The following is a 21,403-nucleotide window of genomic DNA, read 5'->3' as shown; positions in this document are numbered from 1 at the left end:
GCAACGAGCAGCGGCGGAGGTGCTGCTTGATACGCCGCGGTGGACCTATAGCACCGCGGCACGGGCGGCTGATGGCGTCAGCGGAGCGTTTGACGTGACGGTGGCGCAGGTCTCGCCACATATGGCGCGGGGCCGACTACAGGTTTGACCATCCCGGATAGGCCGCGCGTTATCAGATTTTGAGCATGTGCGGATTTACAAATGGTCCTACGCTATTGCATGAGCTACCCTTACGCAGAGTGAAGGAGCCCGTGCCATGGCGCAGACACGCAGAAATATCTCGAAAGTGGACCGTCTGGGACCAGATTCAGCAAGAAGCCGAGGATGCGGTGCGTGATGAGCCGTTGATCGGCGGCTTTGTGCATGCCTGTATCCTGCACCATAAATCTATCGAGAATGCGCTTCCTACCGCATCGCGGCCAAGCTTTCGTCGAACGAGATGTCGATGATGGTCGTGCGCGAGATGGTCGAAGAAGCCTATGCCGAAGACCCCGATCTCGTCGCCGCGGCGCGTGCCGATCTCGTGGCCATCTATGACCGCGACCCGGCCTGCCACCGGCTGTTGCAGCCGATTCTGTATTTCAAAGGCTATCAGGCGGTGCAGGCCTACCGTGTGGGCCACTACCTCTATGCTAAGGGCAAGCGCGATCTGGCCTATTTCATCCAGATGCGGGTGAGCGAGATTTTTGGCTTGGATATCCATCCGGCGGCCAAGATGGGCAAGGGCATCATGATCGACCACGCGCATTCCATCGTCATCGGTGAGACGGCGGTAGTGGGTGACAATGTCTCAATGCTGCATTCGGTGACCCTTGGCGGCACCGGCAAAGAGGAAGAGGACCGTCACCCCAAGATCGGCAATGGCGTGTTGATCGGTGCAGGCGCGAAGGTTTTGGGCAATATCTCTATCGGCCATTGCAGCCGCATCGCGGCGGGGTCGGTTGTGCTGGAGCCTGTGCCCGCCTGCAAAACCGTCGCCGGGATCCCCGCGCGGATCGTTGGGGAGGCGGGCTGTGATCAACCGTCAATGTCGATGAACCATCTCTTCGGGCCAGACGCCGAATAGGGTCAGATGCCAGTATCGCAATAAAAAAGCCGGGGCATGCCCCGGCTTTCTTCGTTTGTGAGGTGCAGCCTTTAGGCCAGCATGATCATCGGATTTTCAAGGTTCTCGACAATCGCGTTCAACAGCTGGGCCCCGAGCGCCCCGTCGATCACGCGGTGATCGACCGAGAGGGTCACGGACATGACTGTCGCCGCTGCGATCTCACCGTCCTTGCCGATGATCGGCTTTTTGACACCAGCCCCCACGGCGAGGATCGCACCATGCGGCGGGTTGATGACCGCGTCGAAATTGTCGATCCCGAACATGCCGAGGTTGGAGATCGCGAAGCTGCCGCCCTGATACTCATGCGGTGCCAGCTTGCGGTCGCGGGCGCGGGTTGCGAGGTCTTTCATCTGCGCCGAGAGGGTCGAGAGCGACTTGGTGTCGGCGTCCTGAAGGACCGGGGTGAAGAGCCCGCCTTCGATGGCCACGGCCACGGCCACGTCCGAGGGTTTGAGCTTCAGAATACGATCCCCGGCCCAGACCGCATTGGCATCGGGCACCGATTGCAGCGCCAACGCACAGGCTTTGATGATGAAGTCGTTGACCGAAAGCTTCACGCCCCGGGCTTCGAGCTGCTTGTTGACCTCAGCCCGGAACGAGAGCAGCGCGTCGATCTGGATGTCGCGGCGTAGGTAGAAATGCGGGACCGTCTGCTTGGCCTCGGTGAGGCGCGCGGCGATGGTCTTGCGCATCCCGTCGAGCTTGACCTCTTCGACCTCGCGGTCCTCGTACATCTTGCGCACGGCGTCGGAGGAGGGGCCAGCAGGAGCAGGCTGTGTCACCGGCGCGGCGTCTTTGGTGGCGGCGGGGCTGTCAGCCTTGGCAGCCGTCGGCTGGGCGCTTTCCACATCGGCTTTGACAATCCGACCGCGCGGGCCGCTGCCTTCGATCTGGGCGAGGTCGAGACCCTTGTCCGCAGCGATCCGGCGGGCGAGGGGGGAGGCGAAGATGCGCCCACCCTTGTCGTCCTTGGGCGCGGCGGGGGCTTTGGCGTCGCTCTTGGGCGGCGCGTCATTCGCATCCGTCGCACCGCGGCCATAGCCCGCTTCGGGCGTTTCGGCCTCGGCTGCTTTGGGCGTTTCCTCTGCCTGAGGTTTCTCTTCTTTGGCCGGGGCGGCGCTGTCGATGGCGTCGGCGCTTTCGCCTTCTTCGAGCAGCACGGCGATCGGCGTGTTTACCTTCACGCCTTCGCTGCCTTCTTCGATCAGTATCTTGCCGATGGTGCCTTCGTCGACGGCTTCGAACTCCATCGTGGCCTTGTCGGTTTCGATCTCGGCGAGGATGTCGCCCGAGGCGACCTCGTCACCCTCTTTGACCAGCCACTTGGCGAGCGTGCCTTCCTCCATCGTGGGCGAAAGGGCGGGCATGAGAATTTCTGTGGGCATGATCCGCTCCTTACCGGTAGGTGACTTTGCGCACGGCCTCGATCACCTCGTCGGTGGTGACCAGCGCGTGTTTTTCGAGGTTGGCGGCATAGGGCATGGGCACGTCCTTGCCGGTGCAGGTGATGACCGGAGCGTCGAGGTAGTCGAACGCCTCCTGCATGATCACGCCGCTGATGTAGCCGCCGACCGAGCCCTGCGGCCAGCCTTCTTCGACGGTCACGCAGCGGTTGGTCTTCATCACCGATTTCAGCACCGTTTCGGTGTCCATCGGGCGCAGGGTGCGCAGGTCGATGACCTCGGCCTCGATACCGTCCTCGGCCAGTTTCTCTGCCGCTTCCAGCGCATAGGTCATGCCAATGCCGAAGCTGACGATGGTGACATCCGCACCCTCGCGCCAGATCCGGGCCTTGCCGAAGGGGACCGTGTAATCCTCAATGTCCGGCACGTCGAAGCTGCGACCGTAGAGGATCTCGTTCTCAAGGAAGATCACCGGGTTCGGGTCGCGGATTGCGGACTTCATCAAGCCTTTGTAATCGCTGGCCGAATAGGGCATCGCGACCTTGAGGCCGGGGATCTGCATGAACCATGCGGCGTAGTCCTGGGAGTGCTGGGCGCCGACGCGGGCCGCCGCGCCGTTGGGGCCGCGGAAGACCATGGGCGCGCCCATCTGCCCGCCGGACATGTAAAGTGTCTTGGCCGCGGAGTTGATGATCTGGTCCATCGCCTGCATGGCGAAGTTGAAGGTCATGAATTCGACGATGGGGCGCAGACCGCCGAAGGCCGCGCCGACGCCGATGCCGGCAAAGCCATGCTCGGTGATCGGCGTGTCGATCACGCGCTTGGCGCCGAATTCGTCCAGAAGACCTTGGGAAATTTTGTAGGCGCCTTGGTACTCGGCCACTTCCTCGCCCATGAGCAAGACGTTCTCGTCGCGGCGCATTTCCTCGGCCATGGCGTCGCGCAGCGCTTCGCGGACGGTCTGCTGCTTCATTTCGGTGCCCTCGGGCCAATCGGGGCTGGTATCGGGCTCGGGCTGTTTCTTGCCCTCGGCAGGCGTTTCGCGGTCATCGTCCGGGGATTTGGCCTGCGCGGGCTTAGCCTCTTCGCCCTTGTCCTCGGCGGGGGCGGATTTCGCGGTGTCGATGTCGTCGGCGCTTTCGCCTTCTTCGAGCAGCACGGCGATGGGGCTGTTCACCTTCACGCCTTCGGTGCCTTCCTCGACGAGGATCTTGCCGATGGTGCCTTCGTCCACGGCTTCGAATTCCATCGTGGCCTTGTCGGTCTCGATCTCGGCGAGGATGTCACCGGAGGAGACTTCGTCGCCTTCCTTGACCAGCCATTTCGCCAGCGTGCCTTCTTCCATGGTGGGGCTGAGGGCGGGCATGAGAATTTCGGTTGCCATTGCTTCAGGCCTCCTGCGGAACTTCGGTTGCGTAGATGTCGGTCCAGAGCTCGTCGAGGTTGGGCTCCGGGCTTTCCTTGGCGAAATCGGCGCTTTCGTTCACGATCTGCTTGATCTCCTTGTCGATGGCCTTGAGATCTTCTTCGCTCGCGTGGTTGCCCTCCAAGAGCAGGCTGCGCACGGCCTCAATCGGGTCGCGTTCGTCGCGCATCTTCTGCACTTCCTCGCGGGTGCGGTATTTCGCGGGGTCAGACATGGAGTGGCCGCGGTAGCGGTAGGTCTTGATCTCCAGAATATAGGGTCCGTCCTTGCGGGCGTGTTCCACGGCCTTCTGACCGGCTTCCTTGACCGCCAGCACGTCCATGCCGTCAACCGCCTCACCGGGGATGCCGAAGGCGCGGCCACGTTCCCAGATCTCGGCCGAGGAGGTCGAGCGCTGCTGCGAGGTGCCCATGGCGTATTGGTTGTTCTCGATCACGAAGATCACGGGCAGTTTCCACAGAGCGGCCATGTTGAAGGTCTCGTAGACCTGGCCCTGGTTCGCCGCACCGTCGCCGAAATAGGTGAAGGTGACGCGCCCGTTGCCCTTGTATTGATCGGCAAAAGCAAGGCCCGCGCCAAGCGGCACCTGCGCCGCGACGATGCCATGGCCGCCGTAGAAGTGCTTCTCTTTCGAGAACATGTGCATCGAGCCGCCCTTGCCCTTGGAATAACCGCCCTCGCGGCCCGTCAGCTCAGCCATAACGCCGTTAGGGTCCATGCCGCAGGCCAGCATATGCCCGTGGTCTCGGTAGGAGGTGATGCGCTTGTCGCCTTCCTCGGCGGCAGCCTCAAGGCCGACAACGACCGCTTCTTGTCCGATATAGAGGTGACAGAACCCCCCGATCAGCCCCATGCCGTAAAGTTGTCCGGCTTTCTCTTCAAACCGCCGGATCAGCAGCATGTCGCGGTAGTAGCTGGTCAGCTCCTCCGCCGAGACATTGGGTTTCTTGCTCGATTTCCTCGCGGCCATGGACGTCTCCTCCGTCGGCTTTGGTTAGGTGCCAAAAGTAGTTTAGCGTTAAACTATTCCCTAACGCATTCCAGAATGGATTGCGAGAGACTTTGTGACGTGGTGCGCGCACCACGGCTGACAAGGCGAAGGAGGCCAGAGATTTCGTGTGATTGCAAGGCCGCAGGCGCGGGGCAGGGGCCGATAGACGATAAGCCGCGAAAGCTTAGCGAATGACGATCTCATCGGTGCGGACCATGCCCAGCACCTTGCGCGCGCGTTCGTCCAGAAGATCAAGGTCGAGGTAGTCGTCCGACAGGCGGCGGGTCAGGTTCTCCATCCGGGCCACCTCGGCGCGGACCTCGGCCAGACGGTCGCTCAGCTTTTGGTTCTCGGCCACGATCTCGGTCCGGCGGAACAGGCCGAAATCCCCCTGCACGGCGGCGAAGGTGAAATACAGGCTCAGCGCGAAAGCGATTGCGAAGAACAGCAATGTGCCGAAAGCCGGACGGGTGTTGCGTGTCATGGTTCTGCCTCTGCGTCTCTTGGCGGACGTGACATCAGTATGACACAGGCGATTCGTTATGGGAATCCCACAATTGCGGGAAACCCGTTGTTTTTAGCGGTAAATCGCCTTTCTACGCAGCCGACCCATCCAATGCGGCCACGCCGGGCAGGGTCTTGCCTTCCATCCATTCAAGGAAGGCGCCCCCGGCGGTGGAGATATAGGTGAAATCATCCGCCACGCCCGCTTGGTTCAGCGCCGCGACCGTGTCACCGCCCCCGGCGACGGAGGTCAGCGTGCCCTCGCGGGTCTTGGCGGCGGCGGCTTGGGCCGCGGCGACGGTGGCGGTGTCGAAGGGCGGGATTTCAAAGGCTCCCATGGGGCCATTCCAGATCAGGGTGCGCAACTCGGCGAAGGCCGTCTCGACCAATGCAACGGTCTCGGGGCCCGCGTCGAGCACCATCTGATCTGTCGCGAGTTTCGCATCAGGGCCAAGCGGGGCGACCTCATGGGCCGCACCCTTGGCGAACTCCCGCGCGACCAGACCGTCGACTGGCAGGATGACCCGGCAGCCTGCCTTTTCGGCCTGCGCCATGATGTCCTTGGCCGTGTCGTAGTAGTCCGGCTCTTCCAACGATTTGCCCAGATCGGCCCCGAGTGCGGCGAGGAAGGTGTTCGCCATGCCGCCGCCGATGACCAAGACGTCGAGCCGGTTCACGAGGTTTTCCAAAAGCGCGATCTTGGTCGAGACTTTGGCCCCGCCCACGACAGCGCCCACCGGGCGCTTGGGCTTGGCCAGTGCCGCCTCCAGCGCCGAGAGCTCCGCCTGCATCAAGCGCCCTGCGCAGGCGGGCAGCAGCCGCGCCAGCGCCTCGGTCGAGGCATGGGCGCGGTGCGCGGCAGAAAAGGCATCGTTGCAATAGATATCGCCGAGCGCGGCCAATTGGCGGGCGAAATCTTCGTCATTGGCCTCCTCACCGGGGTAGAAGCGGATGTTTTCCATGAGTTGCAGATCGGCCTGCGCGTCGCCTGCGGCGTCTAGCGATGGCAGGAATGCCACGTCGCGGCCCAGTGCCTTTTCCAGTGCGGGAAGGACTTGGCGCAGGCTCATCTCTTCGACGACCTTGCCCTTGGGCCGTCCGAAATGCGCCAGCAGCGTCACCTTGCCGCCGCGCGACAGGATGTCGTCCACCGTGGGCACGATCCGCTCAATCCGCGTGGCATCGGTGACGCGGCCCTCTTCGACCGGCACGTTGATGTCGACCCGCAAGAGCACGCGCTTGCCGTCCAGTTCCATATCGTCCAGTGATTTCCAGCCCATCGGTCTTCTCCCAATCCAATCTCTTGCGCTGTGTTTTGCTGTTATCTGGCCTCAGGTCAATGCGCGGCTTGGCAATCGCGGCCAAGCTCCTTAGGTATCTGGCAAAGACAAAGCAAAGGATTGCCCCATGGCCGAGATCAAAGACCCCGAGAACACCATCCTGATGGAACTGAAAGGCGGCACCGTCGCCATCGAGTTGATGCCCGACCTTGCGCCCAAGCACGTGGAGCGGATGAAGGAACTGGCCCGCGCCGGTAAATACGACAACGTCGCCTTCCACCGCGTAATCGAAGGTTTCATGGCCCAGACTGGCGACGTGGCCAATGGCAACATGGAAGACAACTTCAACCTGCGCGCGGCGGGCACTGGCGGGTCGGACCTGCCGAACCTGCCTGCAGAATTCTCCAAGGTTCCGCACGCGCGCGGCACCATCGGTGCGGCCCGTTCGGCCAACCCCGACAGCGCCAACAGCCAGTTCTTCATCAATTTCAAGGACAATGACTTCCTCAACGGTCAATACACCGTTTACGGGCAGGTCATTTCCGGCATAGAGCATGTCGACGCAATCACCCGTGGCGAGCCGCCTGCGAACCCTGACCGCATGATCTCCGTCAAGGTGGCCGCAGATGCCTAAGATTGCCACCTCCAGCGCAGTTCTCGCGCTTCTCGGCTCGGCGGCGATGGCCACCGGGCTTGAGATCGAGGTCGCGGGCGAGGCCAATGGCACCGTCAAGATCGACCTGCTCGAAGACGTCGCGCCTAACCACGTGGCGCAGATCACCGAACTGGCCGAGGAAGGCGCCTATGACGGGGTGGTCTTCCACCGCGTGATCGACGGTTTCATGGCGCAGACCGGCGACGTGCAGTTTGGCCGCGCCGATGGCGACACCGCACGCGCCGGCATGGGCGGCTCCGAGAAGCCCGACCTCAAGGCCGAGTTTTCGGACATCGCCTATGAGAAAGGCGTCGTCGGCATGGCCCGTAGCCAGAGCCCGAACAGTGCCAACAGCCAGTTCTTCATCATGTTCGACGAAGCACCCTTCCTCAACGGTCAGTACACCGTTGTCGGCAAGGTTACCGAAGGGCAGGACGTGGTCAATGCCATCAAGCGCGGCACCGGCCCGAACGGCGCCGTCGTGGGCACGCCGGACGTGATGAAAACGGTCACCGTGACCGAGTAACGTCCCAACTAGCGGCGCGTGGGGTGGGTTTGCTCTCCCCACGCATCGGCGAGCTCAGGCCGTGATGAAATGAGCTTTATCGCCAGTGGTCTGCCAGCAGCACAGCGCGGCGCATATTCCGACCTACTGATATTGGCGAAGCGGGCAGGGCGCAGCGTAGACCGTCCCCCAAAAGCAAACAGGCGCCGCATTGTCTGCGACGCCTGCGACTGTTCAGCCTGCCGAAGCTTAGGACGCGGGGTTCGGCTTCTGCGCCGGTGCGGATTTCGCGCCGGGGTTCAGCGGATCGTCCTGACGCTGCACAGATCCTTCGAAATGCGCGCCGGATTCGATCGCGATGGTTTTGTGGATGATGTCGCCCTCGACCCGTGCGGTCGATGTCAGGCGCACCTTGAGGCCCCGCACGCGGCCCACGATGCGGCCATTGATCACCACGTCATCGGCAACCACTTCGCCCTTGATCGTCGCCGTCTCACCGATGGTCAGCAGATGGGCGCGGATGTCGCCTTCGACGGTGCCTTCAACCTGAACGTCGCCCGTCGTTTTCATGTTGCCGGTCACATGGAGATCCGAAGACAGAACGGATGCAGGGGGCTTGGCCTTGGGCGCGCTGGCCTTGAATTCGCTCTGCTTAGAGGGCGCGGGGGCCGAGGATGCACCGGAGGGTGCCGGTTTTGACACTTCTGCATCCTGAGGGGCGGGATCGTTGATTTTGCTTTTAGAAAACATCGTTTGCAGCCTTGATATAGATCATGGGGTTAACAGCCTTGCCACCTACGCGGACTTCATAGTGGAGATGGACACCGGTGACCCGTCCTGATGCTCCCATATCACCAATATGCTGCCCGCGCGAGACTCTTTGACCAACTTTCACGCGCAGCTTGGACATGTGGGCATAACGGGTCTCAATGCCGAACTCATGCTGGATCTTGACCAGACGGCCATAGCCCGAGGACCAGCCTGCGTGAATCACCACGCCATCGGCGGTCGCATAAAGCGGCGTGCCCATCCCGGCGGCAAAGTCGACGCCCTTGTGCATCCGGCGGCCGCCGGTCTTGGGGTCGCGACGATAACCGAACTGGCTGGTGAAGCGGAAAGCGTTTTTGACCGGGTTCGCGAAGGGCGCCTTTTCGGCGGCGATGCGGTAGAGGTTCAACCGGTCCATCTGGCCCAGCAGCTTGTTCGCGCGCAGCGTGTCGGGGCTCAGCTCTTCGCCGCGGGTGGTGAAGGAGAGCGGCGTCATCGGCCCGCCTTGGCCCGAATAGCCCCGGCGCACGGTGGCGAGGATCCGGTCGGTCGGCATGCCCGCGCTGCGGAACATCTTGTCGAGCGGGGCGACGGAAACGCTCATCGCCTCTTCCAGCTGGCGGAAGATCGCGTCGTTCTGATCGCGCATCAGGGCGATTTCCTGGGCCATTTCGTCGGCTTGCAACAGCGCATCCTGCGCGTCGACCACGACCTTGTCGCGCTCTGCCGCGGTCCGGGCAAGGGCTTGGGCAAGGAAATCGACCGGCGCTTGATCGGCATCGGCGCGCAGGCTGCCCGCTTCGCCATTCTCAAGGCTGCCTTCCAGTTCGGCCAGTTTCAGCCGGGCCTTCTGGCGGTCTTTCATCGTGTCGCGCAGGGTGGATTGGATCACCTCGATCCCGGTTTCCAATTCGCGGCGGCGGGTCTCAGAGGCCAGCAGTTCGGACTGCATGACGGAAATCTGCGTGAGCGCCGCGTTAAAGCGGTCTTGGGCGGCAAGCGCTTCTTCGGCGCGCAGGTCACGCTGTGCGGAAAGCTCGTTCAGCCGGGCTTGATAGGTGCGCTGGTCGCGTTTGGCCTGTTCGCGAAAATTGCCGGAGCCAATGCTGTCCATCAGGATGATGGCGGTGGCAATGATGGCCCAAGAGACCAGAAAGGCCGATCCCGCCAGCCCGAGGATCTGGGTGCCGGGCCGCAGGCGGATGAAACGTGTGTCGCTGTCGGATTTCAGAAAGACGCGGCGTTCGGGAAAGTAATGCTCAAGCAGAGCATGCGTCTTGATGGCAATCCGTGTGCGCACGTTTTCGTCCTTTGTCCCGTCCCGTCGGTGCGCGGGGCCTCGCCCCCTTCGCGCCCAACGTCAATAGCCAGTGCCCGCGAATGGGGCAACCCTATTGACCCGCGCCTGCGCGGCATTCCCCCATTCGCCCAAAAAAGCGCTTTTTCGTTGGCAAAAATCCGCCGATACCAAGCACTTGCTGCGTCAGACCCTGATCAGCTTGGCCCGCCATCCGCGGTCAGGGGCCAGTAGAAATCGGGCGGGATTCCCGCCTCGGCGCGCTTTTCCTCGTTGAAGGGCGGCTTGAGATCGCCGTGGAAATACTTGCGCACGAGGGCATGAAAACGGTCCTTTGGGTCGTCATCATGGCGGCCACAGAGAAAGTGAAACCACTTGCTGCCATAGGCCACATGGGCGACCTCTTCGGCATAGATCGTTTCAAGCGCGGCCACGGCGCTGTCGGCCTTCGCCTTGCGGAAAATCTCGATCATGCCGGGGTCACATCAAGGCCGCGGGCCTCCAGCACCATGGGCACCACGGCGAGGCGGCCCATCAGATCGTCCACCGTGTCTTCGGCGGCGCGCCACATGCCCGCATGGGCGGGCATGGCACCGTAATGGCTGCCCATTTCCTCAAGACAATCGCACATCAGGTTGAAATGTTTGGATTCGTCATCCGCCGCTTTGACCCAATCGTCATAAAAGCCCAAGGGCAGCGGCACATGGGAGAAGCGGGCGATCACATCCCAATGCAGGTCCACTGCGTTCAACTCGATATGCGCCACGGCATGAAGCAGCGCCGCGCGGCCTTCGGGCGTGCCGGGACGGCGGCGCGGGACGTCGCGGGGCGAGAGCAACTCGGGCTGTGCGGGCCGGGCAGGGTGCAGCGGCGGGTCGGCGCGGCCCGAGTTGCTCTCACCTGCCGCGCGGGCCGAGAGCCACTGCGCCGCATATTTCCGCGACAGCGCCGTCTTCTCGCGCCCATCCGCCGTGCGCAGCACCGCCTCGGCCATTTCTGCCAGCGGCATCATGCGCCGCGCACCGCGTCGAGCACGGCATCCACATGGCCCGGCACCTTCACCTTGCGCCAGACCTGCGCAATCTGCCCTTCGGGGTCGATCAGATAGGTCGCGCGTTCGATGCCCATCGATTTCTTGCCGTACATGTTTTTCTCGACCCAAACCTCATAGGCTTCGGTCACCGCGCCATCGGTGTCAGACAAAAGCGGCACCGTCAGCGCGTGTTTGGCGGCGAATTTGTCGTGTTTGTCCATACTGTCGCGCGAAATGCCAAAGACCTGCACGCCTGCCTCGGCGAACTCAGACAAACGCTCGGAAAAGCCGATCGATTCCTTGGTGCAGCCGGGCGTGTCGTCGCGCGGGTAGAAGAAAAGAACCACCGGCGCGCCGCGCAAGGCAGAGAGCGTGATCTCGCCACCGCCGGTCACGGGAAGGGTGAAATCCGGGGCCGGTTGGCCGGGCTGGGGTCCGATCTGCGACATGGGGCGGTTCCTTTGGCTTGTGAAGGGTCGTTCAGGGCTGTCATACTGCATCTGATTTGACAACGTCAAAGCCGCCCCAGAAAGCCGCCCTATCCGAACCGGAGCCCGATGCGCGACCCGTCCCCTTCCAGCCCCCCTGCGCCAGATGGCGAAGGGCCGCCGCGCCGCCGGTCGCGCCGCCGCGCGGGGATCGTTTCGGCTGTGGTGCTGGTGCTCTTGGCGGCGCTGGCCACCGGGGCGGCGGTCTATTTCACCGGGCGTCCGATTCCGGCGCCGCTTTGGGTGCAGACACGGATCGAGGCGCGGATTGCTTCGGCCCTGCCGCAGGCGCGGGTGGATTTCGGCGCGATGGAATTCGTTGTCGATGAGGGTTGGCGCCCCCGCGTGCGTTTGCAAGACATCTTTGTCACCACGCCCGAGGGCGATGAGATCGTCAGTTTCAATGAGTTCAAGGCCAGCCTGTCGATGCGGTCCTTGCTGCGCGGTATGGCGCAGCCGCGGGCGATTTCGCTATCGGGCGTGGTGGCCAACCTGCGCCGCGGGGCGGATGGCCGGGTGAGCCTGAGCGCCGGGGCCGGGATCGCCCCACCGGAGCGGGAGGCGGCGACCCTGCCGCAACTTATCGGCCAGATCGACGAGGTATTGGCCGCCCCCGCGCTATCCGCCCTCCGCTCAGTCGAGCTGCGCGCGCTGACGCTGCGGTTCGAGGATGCCCGCGCGGGCCGCGCTTGGACCGGAGATGGCGGGCGGCTGCGCCTGTCGCGCAATGGTGACGCGCTTGACCTCTCGGCGGACCTCGCGGTGCTCAGCGGGGGCGCGGGGGTGGCCACGCTCACCGCCAATTACAGCAGCCAGATCGGTGAGAATGCCGCGACCTTTGGCGTGACCTTCGACGGGGTCGATGCGCGCGACATCGCGGCGCAGGGGCCAGCCTTTTCGTGGCTCGAAGTGCTGCGGACCAATATCTCGGGCGCGGTGCGCAGCGGCATCGATAGCGCGGGCCGTTTCGCACCGATCAACGCTTCTTTGCAGATCGGCAAGGGCGTGTTGCAGCCCAACCCGCAGACCAAGCCGATCCCCTTCGATGGGGCGCAGAGCTATTTCAGCTACGACCCCGCGCGCCAGCTGCTGCGCTTTGACGAGATGTCGCTCGACAGCCCTTGGGTCTCGGGCAATATCACCGGGAGCTCGCAACTGGGCGATGTCACGGGCGGCATTCCGGGACGGATGGTGGGGCAGTTCAGCCTGCGCGACCTGCGGGCCAACCCGGCGGAGGTCTACCCCGAAACGGTGGCCTTGGACCAGGCGGATATCGATTTTGAACTCAGCCTTAATCCGTTTCAACTGAAGCTGGGGCGTCTGGAGATCAGTGATCAGGGCCGCAACCTGCGCCTTGATGGCGCATTGGTGGCCGAGGCGGCGGGCTGGAACCTGTCTCTCGATGGGCGAATGGACCGGCTCAGCCCCGAACGCCTGCTGGCGCTCTGGCCCGAGGGGGTGAAGCCCAAGACCCGCAAATGGCTGGATGAGAACCTTCACGCGGGCCGAATGCGCAACCTCGATCTGGCGCTGCGCATGGCGCCGGGGCAGGCGCCCCAGACCTATGTCGCCTTTGACTATGCCGGGGCCGAGGTGCGGTTTCTGAAGACCCTGCCGCATATCACCGATGGCAGCGGCCATATGAGCCTGCTCGACAACCGCCTTGTCGTCACGGTGGACGCGGGCGAGGTCATCGCGCCGCAGGGCGGGGCGGTGACGCTGGATGGATCCTCCTTCATCATTCCCGATGTGCGGGTGAAAGACGGCAGCCCCTCGGTGATCCGGCTCAACACGCGCTCCACCCTGACCGCGGCGCTGTCGCTGCTGAACCAGCCGCCGATGCGGGTGATGGATAAGGCCGGGCTGCCCGTGACGCTCGCGGATGGGGAGGCGGTGCTGAAAGGCACGCTGGCGCTGCCGTTGAAAAAGGGCGGCAAGCCCGAAGATGTGCGCTATCACTTCGCGGGGGATCTGCTGGCGCTCTCGACCGATACGCTGGTCAAAGACCGGAGCCTTCAGGCCAGCAAACTGTCCATCACCGCCGACAATGACCGTATCACCATCGGCGGCGCGGGGCGTATCGACGGGGTGGGCTTCGACGGGGAATGGTCGCAGGCGATCGGCCCCGGCTCGGATCAAAGCCGTCTAACGGCTCAAGTGGCGCTGACCCCGGCGGGGCTCGAAGCCTTTGGCGTGGCACTGCCCCCGGCAGCCTTCGTGGCGAGGGGCGCGGGCAGATTGCCGTGGACCTCAAGAAGGGCGAAGCGCCGCGCTTCACCTTGCAGAGCGATCTGGCGGGCTTGGGTGTCTCCGTACCGCAACTGTCATGGAGCAAGGCGCCGGGCACCGAGGGCAAGTTGCGACTGGCGGGGCGTTTGGGCGAGACGCCGAATATCGACGCCTTTCAGCTAAACGCGCCGGGGCTGCGGGTGGCGGGCTCCATCCACCTTGCCCCCGGCGGCACATTGGACCGGGTGCGGATCGACCGGCTGCGGCGGGGCGACTGGCTGGATATCCCGCTGCAACTGATCGGGCAGGGCAAGGGCAACCCGGTGCAGGTGGTGCTGGGCGGCGGCACGCTTGACATGCGCCGGGCCGAGTTCGGCGCGGCCGAGGGGCAAGCCGGGCCGCCGATGCGCGTAGCGCTGGACCGGTGGCAGATCACCGACACGATTTACCTGACCGATCTTTCGGGCACATTCGACACCGCCAAGGGGATGGACGGCGCCTTTACCGCCCGGCTCAATGGCGGCACGCCGGTGCAGGGGCGGGTGCTGCCCCAAGCGGGGCGCAGTGCGGTGCGGGTGGTCTCGGATGACGCGGGCGGGGTTCTGCGCTCAACCGGGTTGGTGAAACAGGTGGTCGGGGGAACCTGTCGCTCACCCTGCTGCCGGTGGGTTCGGGCGGCGCCTTTGACGGGCAGCTCACGGTCAGCGATGTCGCTATTCAGGACGCGCCGGGGATCGCGGCGCTGGTCAATGCCATCTCGGTCGTCGGGCTAATCAACGAGCTCAACGGCGACGGGATTTACTTTGACGATGTGGAAGCGAACTTCCGCCTGACCCCGAACCGCCTGACCCTGACCGAGGCCAGCGCCGTGGGCGCCTCCTTGGGCCTGTCGATGGATGGGGTCTATGCGCTCGACAGCGGGTTGATCGACATGCAGGGCGTGATCTCTCCGGTCTATATGTTCAATGGGATCGGGTCCCTTTTTACCCGCAAGGGCGAGGGGCTGATCGGGTTCAACTACCGGCTCACGGGGGCCGCGAAAGACCCCAGCGTTTCGGTCAACCCGCTCTCGGCGCTCACCCCCGGCATGTTCCGCGAGTTGTTCCGCCGCCCGCCGCCCCAGCCGCCACAGGTGCAGGGCCAAGCGAATCCGGTTGCCCGGGTGCCGGAGGAGCGCTAAGCGCCGGGGCGACCCTGCCGCCAGACCCGGAGCCGCGCCGATGAAGCTTTCCGATTTCGATTTCGATCTGCCTGAGACCCTGATCGCCACCCGCCCCGCCAACCCGCGCTCCTCTGCGCGGTTGCTGGTGGCGGAGGGCGCCGCTCTGCACGACCGACGCGTGACCGATCTGACCGACTGGCTGCGCCCCGGCGACCGATTGGTGCTGAACGACACCCGCGTGATCCCCGCACGGCTGAGCGGCATTCGCCACCGCGCCTCGGCCCAAGGGGCGGTGCAAGCCAAGATCGAAGTCACCCTGTTGGAGCCGCGCGGGAACGGCACTTGGTCGGCGCTGATCAAACCGCTGCGCAAGCTGAAGATCGGCGAAGAGGTCGTCTTTTCCGATGATTTGCGTGCCACGTTGGAGGCGGTGGAAGACGGGCAGGGGCATCTGCGGTTCAACTGTTCGGGCGACGATTTCGATGCGGCGCTCAATGCCGCGGGGGCGATGCCGCTGCCGCCCTATATCGCCGCCAAACGCGCCGCCGATGCGCAGGACATGACCGACTACCAAACCGTCTTTGCCCGCCACGCGGGCGCGGTCGCGGCGCCCACAGCCTCGCTGCATTTCGACGAGCCGCTGCTCGAAGCGCTGGCCGCGAAGGGCGTGAGTTTTAGCCATGTTACCCTGCATGTCGGCGCGGGCACCTTCCTGCCGGTCAAGGTCGACGACATCTCGGAACACAAAATGCACGCCGAATGGGGCCGGGTCAGCGCAAAGGCCGCTGAAGAGATTGCCGCCACCCGCGCCGCCGGAGGGCGCGTGATCCCCGTGGGCACCACCGCCCTGCGCCTGATTGAGACGGCGGCGCGCGAGGGTGAGATCACCGCATGGGAAGGGGATACCGATATTTTCATCACGCCGGGGTTCAAGTTCAACGTGACCGACGGGCTGATGACGAATTTCCACCTGCCTAAATCGACGCTGATGATGCTGGTCTCGGCCCTCATGGGGGTGCAGCGGGTGAAAGACATCTATGCCCATGCCATCGGCGAGGGCTATCGCTTTTTCTCCTACGGCGATTCCTCCCTTCTGCTGCCTGAGGCGCAAAAACCCGCTTGAATGTCGCGCCAGGGGGTGACTAGCCTGCGATTGCCGTCCATGGGAGGGCTTGGGCGAACAAGGAATTGACTGATGATTCAAGTGGTTTCAAGCGCATGGGCGCTTTTGCTGGGCATGTGCCTTTTGATGGTCGGCAACGGCATGCAGGGCACATTGCTGGGTATCCGTGGCGGCATCGAAGGCTTCTCGACCTTCCAGATGTCGATCGTCATGTCTGCCTATTTCTTGGGCTTCCTTGGTGGGTCGCGCATGGCGCCTGGGATGATCCGGCGGGTGGGCCACGTGCGGGTCTTCGCGGCATTGGCCTCGCTGATCTCGGCGGTGATGATCATCTATCCGACCTTCCCCAACACCATCGTCTGGTCGCTGGGTCGGGTGCTGATCGGCTTTTGCTTCTCCGCCGTCTACGTCACAGCGGAAAGCTGGCTGAACAACGCCGCCACGAACGAAAACCGCGGGCAGGCGCTCTCGGCCTATATGATCGTGCAGACACTGGGCATCGTGATCGCGCAGGCGCTCTTGCTGACCGCCGACCCCTCGGGCTTCGTGCTCTTCGTCATCCCCTCGGTGCTGGTGAGCATCGCGGTGACCCCGATCCTTCTGTCGATCAGCCCGACACCGCCTTTTGACACCACCAAACCGATGAGCCTGCGCGAGTTGATGGATTTCTCGCCCTTGGGCTGTGTGGGCATGTTCCTTCTGGGCGGCGTCTTCTCGGCGCAATTCGGCATGGCGGCGGTTTACGGCGCCGAAGCCGGGCTGAGTGTCGGGCAGATTTCACTTTTCGTGGCCATGTTCTTCGTCGGCTCCGTAATCCTCCAATACCCCATCGGCTGGATCTCGGACCGCATGGACCGCCGTAGCCTGATTGTCATCGTTGCCACGCTCGGCGGTATCGGCTCGGTCATCGGGATGACGCTGGGCCATGTCTTCCCGATCCTGCTGGCCACGGCCTTTCTGGTGGGGGGCATGTCGAACCCGCTCTACTCGCTGCTCATGGCCCACACCAACGACTTTCTGGAGCATGAGGACATGGCCTCGGCCTCGGGCGGGATGATATTTATCAACGGCTTGGGTGCGGTTCTGGGCCCGGTGATCACTGGTTGGATGATGGGCACGGCGCTTGGGCCGGGGGGCTTTTACCTGTTCACCGCCGTGCTTTTCGCCGCTCTGGCCGCCTATGCCTCCTATCGTAAGACACAGCGTGCCGCGGTACCGGTCGACGAGACAGGCAACTACGTGCCGATCTACCCCTCGGCCACTGCCGTGGCCGTGGAGATCGCGCAGGAATATATCATTGAAACGGAACAGGAGGCCGCCGAGGAAGCTGCCCAAGAAAACGCCGAAGCAGAGAAAAACGCCCCTGATAGCGATAACGATGTCGCGGATGACATAAAACGTGACTAGGCTTTTTGCGGTAAGACGTTCTTAACTTTAACGAAACGCCCAGATTGCGGCAAAGGAGTGTGCGGGATGGCTGCCACAAATGCAGAACCCCAAGATGTACTGAATTTCTGGCTCGAAGACGTAGGTCCGGCCGGATGGTACAACAGTTCCGAAACGCTGGATGCCGATATCCGTGCGCGTTTCGAGGGGCTTTGGGATGAGGCGCAGGCTGGCAAGCTGAACCATTGGCTGACCAATCCCACCGACGCGCTGGCCTTTCTGATCCTGACCGATCAATTCCCGCGCAACATGTTCCGCGACACGGGCAAGGCGTTTTCCAGCGACCGTATCGCGCTGGCGGCGGCAAAACTGGCGATCGAGAAAGGCTGGGACATGCGCGTTGAGGCGCCCGCGCGGCAGTTCTTCTATCTGCCGCTGATGCATTCCGAGAACCTCTGCGACCAAGATCGCTGCGTGCGTCTGATGTGCGAACGGATGCCGAAAAGCGATGGCAGCAACCTGTTGCATGCCCGCGCCCACCGCGAAGTGATCCGCCAGTTTGGCCGCTTTCCCTATCGCAACGCGGCGCTGTCACGCAGTTTCACCGCGCAGGAGACCTCCTATCTCGACGCGGGCGGCTATGGCCGGACGGTCAAGGACCTGCGCGCGGAACTTCAAGCGGCCTGAGCCTTGGGCAGGCCGGGGCAACACGCGTGGTTGTGGCGATTGCAAATATGGTTTAGCGGTAAACTATATTTGCAAACCCTAACGCGAGGTCCTTGCCATGGCTGCCAAATCCTTTGATCTGATCGTGATCGGTGCGGGGCCGGGCGGCTATGTCGCCGCGATCCGTGGTGCCCAGCTCGGCCTGAAGGTCGCGGTGGTCGAACGGGAGAACCTCGGCGGCATCTGCCTGAACTGGGGCTGCATCCCCACCAAGGCGTTGCTGCGCTCTGCCGAAGTGTTCCACCTGATGCACCGTGCCAAAGATTTCGGTCTGGCGGCGGATAAGATCGACTATGATCTTGCCGCCGTGGTCAAACGCTCGCGCGGCGTGGCCAAACAGATGGAAGGCGGGGTCAAACACCTGCTGAAGAAAAACAAGGTCGAGGTCTTCATGGGCGAAGCCTCGATCCCCGCAAAGGGGAAGGTCTCCGTTAAAACCGACAAGGGCAGCGAAGAGTTGACGTCCAAGAATATCGTGCTGGCCACCGGCGCGCGCGCCCGCGAATTGCCGGGGCTAGAGGCGGACGGCAAACGCGTCTGGACCTATCGCCACGCCCTGCAACCTGTGCATGACCCCAAGAAACTGCTGGTCATCGGGTCCGGTGCTATCGGAATCGAATTTGCGAGCTTTTACAACACCCTCGGCGCCGATACCACCGTGGTCGAGGTGATGGACCGCGTGCTGCCGGTCGAAGACGAAGAGATTTCGAAATTCGCCAAAAAGGCATTCGAAAAACAGGGCATGACCATCATGCAAAAGGCCACAGTCAAGAAGCTCGACCGTGCCGAGGATAAGGTCACCGCCCATATCGAACGGGACGGCAAGGTCGAGAAGCTTGAGTTCGACACCGTGATCTCCGCCGTTGGCATCGTCGGCAATACCGAAGGGCTGGGGCTGGAAGAGCTTGGCGTCAAGGTTGACCGCACCCATGTCGTGACGGATGAATACTGCCGCACCGGGGTCGATGGGCTCTTTGCCATCGGCGACATCGCCGGCGCGCCCTGGCTTGCGCATAAGGCGAGCCACGAGGGCGTCATGGTGGCCGAGCTGATCGCGGGCCAGAAACCCCATCCCGTCAAACCCGAAAGCATCGCCGGCTGCACCTATTGCCACCCCCAAGTCGCCTCCGTCGGGCTGACCGAGGCGAAGGCCAAAGAGCAGGGCTATGACATCAAGGTCGGGCGCTTCCCCTTCATCGGCAATGGCAAGGCCGTGGCTTTGGGGGAGCCTGAGGGGCTGGTGAAAACCATCTTCGACGCCAAAACCGGAGAACTTCTGGGCGCGCACATGGTCGGGGCCGAGGTGACGGAGCTGATCCAAGGCTATGTCGTGGGCCGCCAGTTGGAGACCACCGAAGAAGACCTGATGAACACCGTCTTCCCGCATCCAACGCTCAGCGAGATGATGCATGAATCCGTGCTCGACGCTTTCGACCGCGTGATCCATATGTAAGGTGCGCGGGGCAGGGCGCGCCCAACGCGCCTCGCCCCCTCGCACTTCGGCCAAACCGTCGGGAGCCATGTCGTGGTCAGCCTAAACCGTGTCGTCATGCACCGCAGCACCCGCCGGATGATTGACCGTTTGAACCCTGAAGCGCTGGATGCCGCCGAGATCTCCGGCAAGTTCGGCAAACGGTTCACGTTCAAGAGCTACACCCAGTTCGCCTATCCGACCTATGACATCTGCGCAGGGCCCTTCACCGATCCTGCGAGCGGTGCCGCGCGGCAGTTCGATCTGATCCTCGCCAATCAGGTGTGGGAGCATCTCGACCGGCCCTATACGGCCTTGGGGCATGTTCAACAGATGCTCAGGCCGGGCGGATATTTCTGGATCGCCGTGCCGTTTTTCATCCCCTTTCATGCCGCCCCAAATGACAACTCCCGTTGGTCCGCCCGGGGCCTGAAGAACCTGCTGATCGAGGCCGGGTTCGACGCGCACCGGATCACCGCCAAACAATGGGGCAACCGTGCCGCCGCCGCACGCAATCTAGAACCCGACTGGCCCCCGGCTTTCGACAAGACCACAGATGATCTGACCAACGATCCCGAGATGCCACTCTGCGCATGGGCGCTGGCCCAAAAGGCTTGAGGGCGGATGGCTGAACAAACCTCCTTTCCGCGCGTCTTCGCGCTTTGGGCTGCGGGGCTGGGGCGGCAGCGCAATATGGCAAGATGAGCGTCATCTTCGATCTGTTGCCGGATATCTACCCGCAGGCCGGGGCGGCGCTCGGGTTTTTGGTCTCATTGGTGGGTGGTGTCGGTATCCTCCTTGGTGTCGTGGCGGGGCTGGTGGTCGCCCGAGTCCGCTATCGCCGCGCGCTTCTCTTCGCCCTCTGGCTCGGCGCGGCCGTGTCGGCTTTTCAGGCGTTCTTGCCGGGCTTTGGCTGGATGCTGGCCAGCCGTGTCGTCGAAGGGCTGTCGCATCTGGCCATCGTCGTCGCCGCGCCGACCCTCATCGCGCAGCTGAGCGCCGTGAAAGACCGCGGGTTTACCCTGACCCTCTGGGGCACCTTCTTCGGCGTGGCCTTCGCGGTCCTGACGCTTTTCGGCCGTCCGCTCGCATTGAGCTGGGGTGTGCCAGCGCTCTTCGCTGTTCACGCGGCTTATATGGCGGGCTGCGCGCTGGTGCTCTCCGCCAGCCTGCGCAGCTTGCCGGAGGAGGGCGCGCAGCCCCGTTCTCCCTGCCGCAGATGCTCCGCGATCACCTTGCGATTTACCGGTCACCCTTTCTCTCCGCTCCGGCGGCGGGTTGGCTGTTCTATACATTCAGCTTCGTCTCCATCCTCACTGTCTTGCCGCCCTACCTCCCCGAGGCATGGCGCGCGGTCACAATGGCCGCGATGCCGCTCACCAGTATCGCGGTGTCGATGACCATCGGCGTGGCACTGCTGCGCCGCCTGCCAGCGGTCTACGTCGTGCAAACGGGCTTTGGCCTTTCGGCCCTTTCAATGGTTTGGCTCTGGCTCGCCCCCGGCACCCCGCTGGCCTGTCTGGCACTTGCAGGGGCCATGGGGCTGATCCAAGGGGCAAGTTTCACCGCTGTGGCGCAGCTAAATACCGGCGCCACCGCGCAGGCGCAGGCCAACGGCGCGGTGGCGCAGATGGGCAACCTCGGCAACAGCCTTGGCACGCCGGTCATGGCCTTCGGCCTGGCAAGCTTCGGCGCTGCGGCGCTGCCGCTACTCGCGGGCGGGGCTTTCGTTATGGGGCTTGTGGCACATCTTCTCCTCGGTGCGGCCCGACGTCGCAGGCGGCACGTTCCTGTTTAGTTCTCACTTTTCCGTTGGAAAACACTGCATCAGCACCTATGTACAAATCG

20 protein-coding genes and 2 pseudogenes are annotated in these 21,403 nt (G+C 63.4%); 13 read left to right on the top strand and 9 right to left on the bottom strand.

What is annotated here, in order from left to right:
• Positions 1 to 256 precede the first annotated feature (256 nt).
• Positions 257 to 1,066, top strand: a pseudogene (gene cysE / locus CUR85_RS16535) (serine O-acetyltransferase).
• A gap of 71 nt (positions 1,067 to 1,137) precedes the next feature.
• On the opposite strand, the gene CUR85_RS16530 reads toward cysE, so the two are convergent.
• The 5 genes from CUR85_RS16530 to CUR85_RS16510 form a co-directional block, all read right to left on the bottom strand.
• Positions 1,138 to 2,493, bottom strand: coding sequence for a pyruvate dehydrogenase complex dihydrolipoamide acetyltransferase (locus CUR85_RS16530; RefSeq protein ID WP_067265378.1), 1,356 nt, complete (start codon positions 2,491 to 2,493; stop codon positions 1,138 to 1,140).
• Positions 2,494 to 2,503: 10 nt separating this feature from the next.
• A complete protein-coding gene (locus tag CUR85_RS16525) occupies positions 2,504 to 3,895 on the bottom strand; it encodes a pyruvate dehydrogenase complex E1 component subunit beta (RefSeq protein WP_067265379.1) in 1,392 nt (463 codons plus the stop codon).
• Between the two features lie 4 nt (positions 3,896 to 3,899).
• Entirely contained in the window at positions 3,900 to 4,907 is a 1,008-nt protein-coding gene (gene pdhA / locus CUR85_RS16520) for a pyruvate dehydrogenase (acetyl-transferring) E1 component subunit alpha (protein WP_067265381.1), read from the bottom strand.
• 205 nt (positions 4,908 to 5,112) lie between these two features.
• On the bottom strand, positions 5,113 to 5,412 hold the full coding sequence (locus tag CUR85_RS16515) for an FtsB family cell division protein (protein ID WP_067265383.1): 300 nt from the start codon (positions 5,410 to 5,412) through the stop codon (positions 5,113 to 5,115).
• Positions 5,413 to 5,524: 112 nt separating this feature from the next.
• Positions 5,525 to 6,712 (bottom strand): phosphoglycerate kinase, encoded by a 1,188-nt coding sequence (locus CUR85_RS16510; protein ID WP_067265385.1) that lies wholly within the window; start codon positions 6,710 to 6,712, stop codon positions 5,525 to 5,527.
• A 127-nt stretch (positions 6,713 to 6,839) separates the two neighbouring features.
• Between CUR85_RS16510 and CUR85_RS16505 the strand changes: the two genes are divergently transcribed.
• Both CUR85_RS16505 and CUR85_RS16500 read left to right on the top strand, forming a co-directional pair.
• Entirely contained in the window at positions 6,840 to 7,346 is a 507-nt protein-coding gene (locus tag CUR85_RS16505; RefSeq protein WP_067265388.1) for a peptidylprolyl isomerase, read from the top strand.
• A complete protein-coding gene (locus tag CUR85_RS16500; RefSeq protein WP_067265390.1) occupies positions 7,339 to 7,893 on the top strand; it encodes a peptidylprolyl isomerase in 555 nt (184 codons plus the stop codon). The genes CUR85_RS16505 and CUR85_RS16500 overlap by 8 nt, the downstream gene beginning before the upstream one ends.
• Positions 7,894 to 8,121: 228 nt before the next feature.
• Here the strand turns inward: CUR85_RS16500 and CUR85_RS16495 are convergent, their stop codons facing one another.
• From CUR85_RS16495 to CUR85_RS16480, 4 genes and pseudogenes are all read right to left on the bottom strand, one after another.
• Entirely contained in the window at positions 8,122 to 8,622 is a 501-nt protein-coding gene (locus CUR85_RS16495) for a bactofilin family protein (protein WP_067265393.1), read from the bottom strand.
• Positions 8,612 to 9,940: a M23 family metallopeptidase gene (locus CUR85_RS16490; protein WP_067265396.1), complete on the bottom strand. Its 1,329-nt coding sequence runs from the start codon at positions 9,938 to 9,940 to the stop codon at positions 8,612 to 8,614. Before CUR85_RS16490 ends, CUR85_RS16495 begins: the two co-directional genes overlap by 11 nt.
• Positions 9,941 to 10,134: 194 nt before the next feature.
• A pseudogene (locus CUR85_RS16485) lies at positions 10,135 to 10,949 on the bottom strand (ferritin-like domain-containing protein).
• Positions 10,946 to 11,419: a peroxiredoxin gene (locus tag CUR85_RS16480; protein ID WP_067265401.1), complete on the bottom strand. Its 474-nt coding sequence runs from the start codon at positions 11,417 to 11,419 to the stop codon at positions 10,946 to 10,948. Before CUR85_RS16480 ends, CUR85_RS16485 begins: the two are co-directional and overlap by 4 nt.
• 108 nt (positions 11,420 to 11,527) lie before the next feature.
• On the opposite strand from CUR85_RS16480, the gene CUR85_RS16475 reads away from it, so the two are divergent.
• The 10 genes from CUR85_RS16475 to CUR85_RS16430 all read left to right on the top strand — a co-directional run bounded on the left by CUR85_RS16475 (position 11,528) and on the right by CUR85_RS16430 (position 21,353).
• Positions 11,528 to 13,870 carry a YhdP family protein gene (locus CUR85_RS16475; RefSeq protein ID WP_280322837.1) on the top strand — a complete coding sequence of 781 codons (2,343 nt, stop codon included), beginning with the start codon at positions 11,528 to 11,530 and terminating at the stop codon, positions 13,868 to 13,870.
• On the top strand, positions 13,816 to 14,460 hold the full coding sequence (locus tag CUR85_RS16470; protein ID WP_280322836.1) for a hypothetical protein: 645 nt from the start codon (positions 13,816 to 13,818) through the stop codon (positions 14,458 to 14,460). The genes CUR85_RS16475 and CUR85_RS16470 overlap by 55 nt, the downstream gene beginning before the upstream one ends.
• The gene (locus tag CUR85_RS16465; protein ID WP_280320905.1) at positions 14,352 to 14,867 is read left to right on the top strand and encodes an AsmA-like C-terminal region-containing protein; all 516 of its coding nucleotides are present in this window, start codon (positions 14,352 to 14,354) and stop codon (positions 14,865 to 14,867) included. Before CUR85_RS16470 ends, CUR85_RS16465 begins: the two co-directional genes overlap by 109 nt.
• A gap of 40 nt (positions 14,868 to 14,907) precedes the next feature.
• Positions 14,908 to 15,972 (top strand): tRNA preQ1(34) S-adenosylmethionine ribosyltransferase-isomerase QueA, encoded by a 1,065-nt coding sequence (queA, locus tag CUR85_RS16460; protein WP_067265406.1) that lies wholly within the window; start codon positions 14,908 to 14,910, stop codon positions 15,970 to 15,972.
• Between the two features lie 72 nt (positions 15,973 to 16,044).
• A complete protein-coding gene (locus CUR85_RS16455; RefSeq protein WP_067265408.1) occupies positions 16,045 to 17,379 on the top strand; it encodes an MFS transporter in 1,335 nt (444 codons plus the stop codon).
• 66 nt (positions 17,380 to 17,445) lie between these two features.
• On the top strand, positions 17,446 to 18,045 hold the full coding sequence (locus tag CUR85_RS16450) for a DUF924 family protein (RefSeq protein WP_067265411.1): 600 nt from the start codon (positions 17,446 to 17,448) through the stop codon (positions 18,043 to 18,045).
• A gap of 97 nt (positions 18,046 to 18,142) precedes the next feature.
• Positions 18,143 to 19,537: a dihydrolipoyl dehydrogenase gene (lpdA, locus tag CUR85_RS16445; protein WP_067265413.1), complete on the top strand. Its 1,395-nt coding sequence runs from the start codon at positions 18,143 to 18,145 to the stop codon at positions 19,535 to 19,537.
• A gap of 72 nt (positions 19,538 to 19,609) precedes the next feature.
• Positions 19,610 to 20,173 (top strand): class I SAM-dependent methyltransferase, encoded by a 564-nt coding sequence (locus CUR85_RS16440; protein WP_067265416.1) that lies wholly within the window; start codon positions 19,610 to 19,612, stop codon positions 20,171 to 20,173.
• Between the two features lie 83 nt (positions 20,174 to 20,256).
• Positions 20,257 to 20,955 (top strand): MFS transporter, encoded by a 699-nt coding sequence (locus tag CUR85_RS16435; protein WP_280322835.1) that lies wholly within the window; start codon positions 20,257 to 20,259, stop codon positions 20,953 to 20,955.
• Positions 20,925 to 21,353, top strand: a complete 429-nt coding sequence (locus CUR85_RS16430) for a hypothetical protein (protein WP_280322834.1) — start codon at positions 20,925 to 20,927, stop codon at positions 21,351 to 21,353. Before CUR85_RS16435 ends, CUR85_RS16430 begins: the two co-directional genes overlap by 31 nt.
• Positions 21,354 to 21,403: the final 50 nt, after the last annotated feature.

The sequence above is a fragment of the Sulfitobacter faviae genome (assembly GCF_029870955.1).
GTDB lineage: Bacteria > Pseudomonadota > Alphaproteobacteria > Rhodobacterales > Rhodobacteraceae > Sulfitobacter > Sulfitobacter faviae.
Note: the sequence above shows the minus strand (reverse complement) of the source record. Positions and strands in the feature narration are given on the sequence as shown.

Excerpts from the sequence above, each read along its gene's own strand:
- CUR85_RS16455 (WP_067265408.1), top strand. The coding sequence starts at position 16,045 with ATGATTCAAGTGGTTTCAAGCGCATGGGCGCTTTTGCTGGGCATGTGC.
- CUR85_RS16505 (WP_067265388.1), top strand. The coding sequence starts at position 6,840 with ATGGCCGAGATCAAAGACCCCGAGAACACCATCCTGATGGAACTGAAA.
- CUR85_RS16510 (WP_067265385.1), bottom strand. The coding sequence starts at position 6,712 with ATGGGCTGGAAATCACTGGACGATATGGAACTGGACGGCAAGCGCGTG.
- CUR85_RS16515 (WP_067265383.1), bottom strand. The coding sequence starts at position 5,412 with ATGACACGCAACACCCGTCCGGCTTTCGGCACATTGCTGTTCTTCGCA.
- CUR85_RS16495 (WP_067265393.1), bottom strand. The coding sequence starts at position 8,622 with ATGTTTTCTAAAAGCAAAATCAACGATCCCGCCCCTCAGGATGCAGAA.
- pdhA (WP_067265381.1), bottom strand. The coding sequence starts at position 4,907 with ATGGCCGCGAGGAAATCGAGCAAGAAACCCAATGTCTCGGCGGAGGAG.
- CUR85_RS16430 (WP_280322834.1), top strand. The coding sequence starts at position 20,925 with ATGCCGCTCACCAGTATCGCGGTGTCGATGACCATCGGCGTGGCACTG.
- queA (WP_067265406.1), top strand. The coding sequence starts at position 14,908 with ATGAAGCTTTCCGATTTCGATTTCGATCTGCCTGAGACCCTGATCGCC.
- CUR85_RS16435 (WP_280322835.1), top strand. The coding sequence starts at position 20,257 with ATGAGCGTCATCTTCGATCTGTTGCCGGATATCTACCCGCAGGCCGGG.
- CUR85_RS16525 (WP_067265379.1), bottom strand. The coding sequence starts at position 3,895 with ATGGCAACCGAAATTCTCATGCCCGCCCTCAGCCCCACCATGGAAGAA.
- CUR85_RS16475 (WP_280322837.1), top strand. The coding sequence starts at position 11,528 with ATGCGCGACCCGTCCCCTTCCAGCCCCCCTGCGCCAGATGGCGAAGGG.
- CUR85_RS16450 (WP_067265411.1), top strand. The coding sequence starts at position 17,446 with ATGGCTGCCACAAATGCAGAACCCCAAGATGTACTGAATTTCTGGCTC.
- CUR85_RS16530 (WP_067265378.1), bottom strand. The coding sequence starts at position 2,493 with ATGCCCACAGAAATTCTCATGCCCGCCCTTTCGCCCACGATGGAGGAA.
- lpdA (WP_067265413.1), top strand. The coding sequence starts at position 18,143 with ATGGCTGCCAAATCCTTTGATCTGATCGTGATCGGTGCGGGGCCGGGC.
- CUR85_RS16500 (WP_067265390.1), top strand. The coding sequence starts at position 7,339 with ATGCCTAAGATTGCCACCTCCAGCGCAGTTCTCGCGCTTCTCGGCTCG.
- CUR85_RS16480 (WP_067265401.1), bottom strand. The coding sequence starts at position 11,419 with ATGTCGCAGATCGGACCCCAGCCCGGCCAACCGGCCCCGGATTTCACC.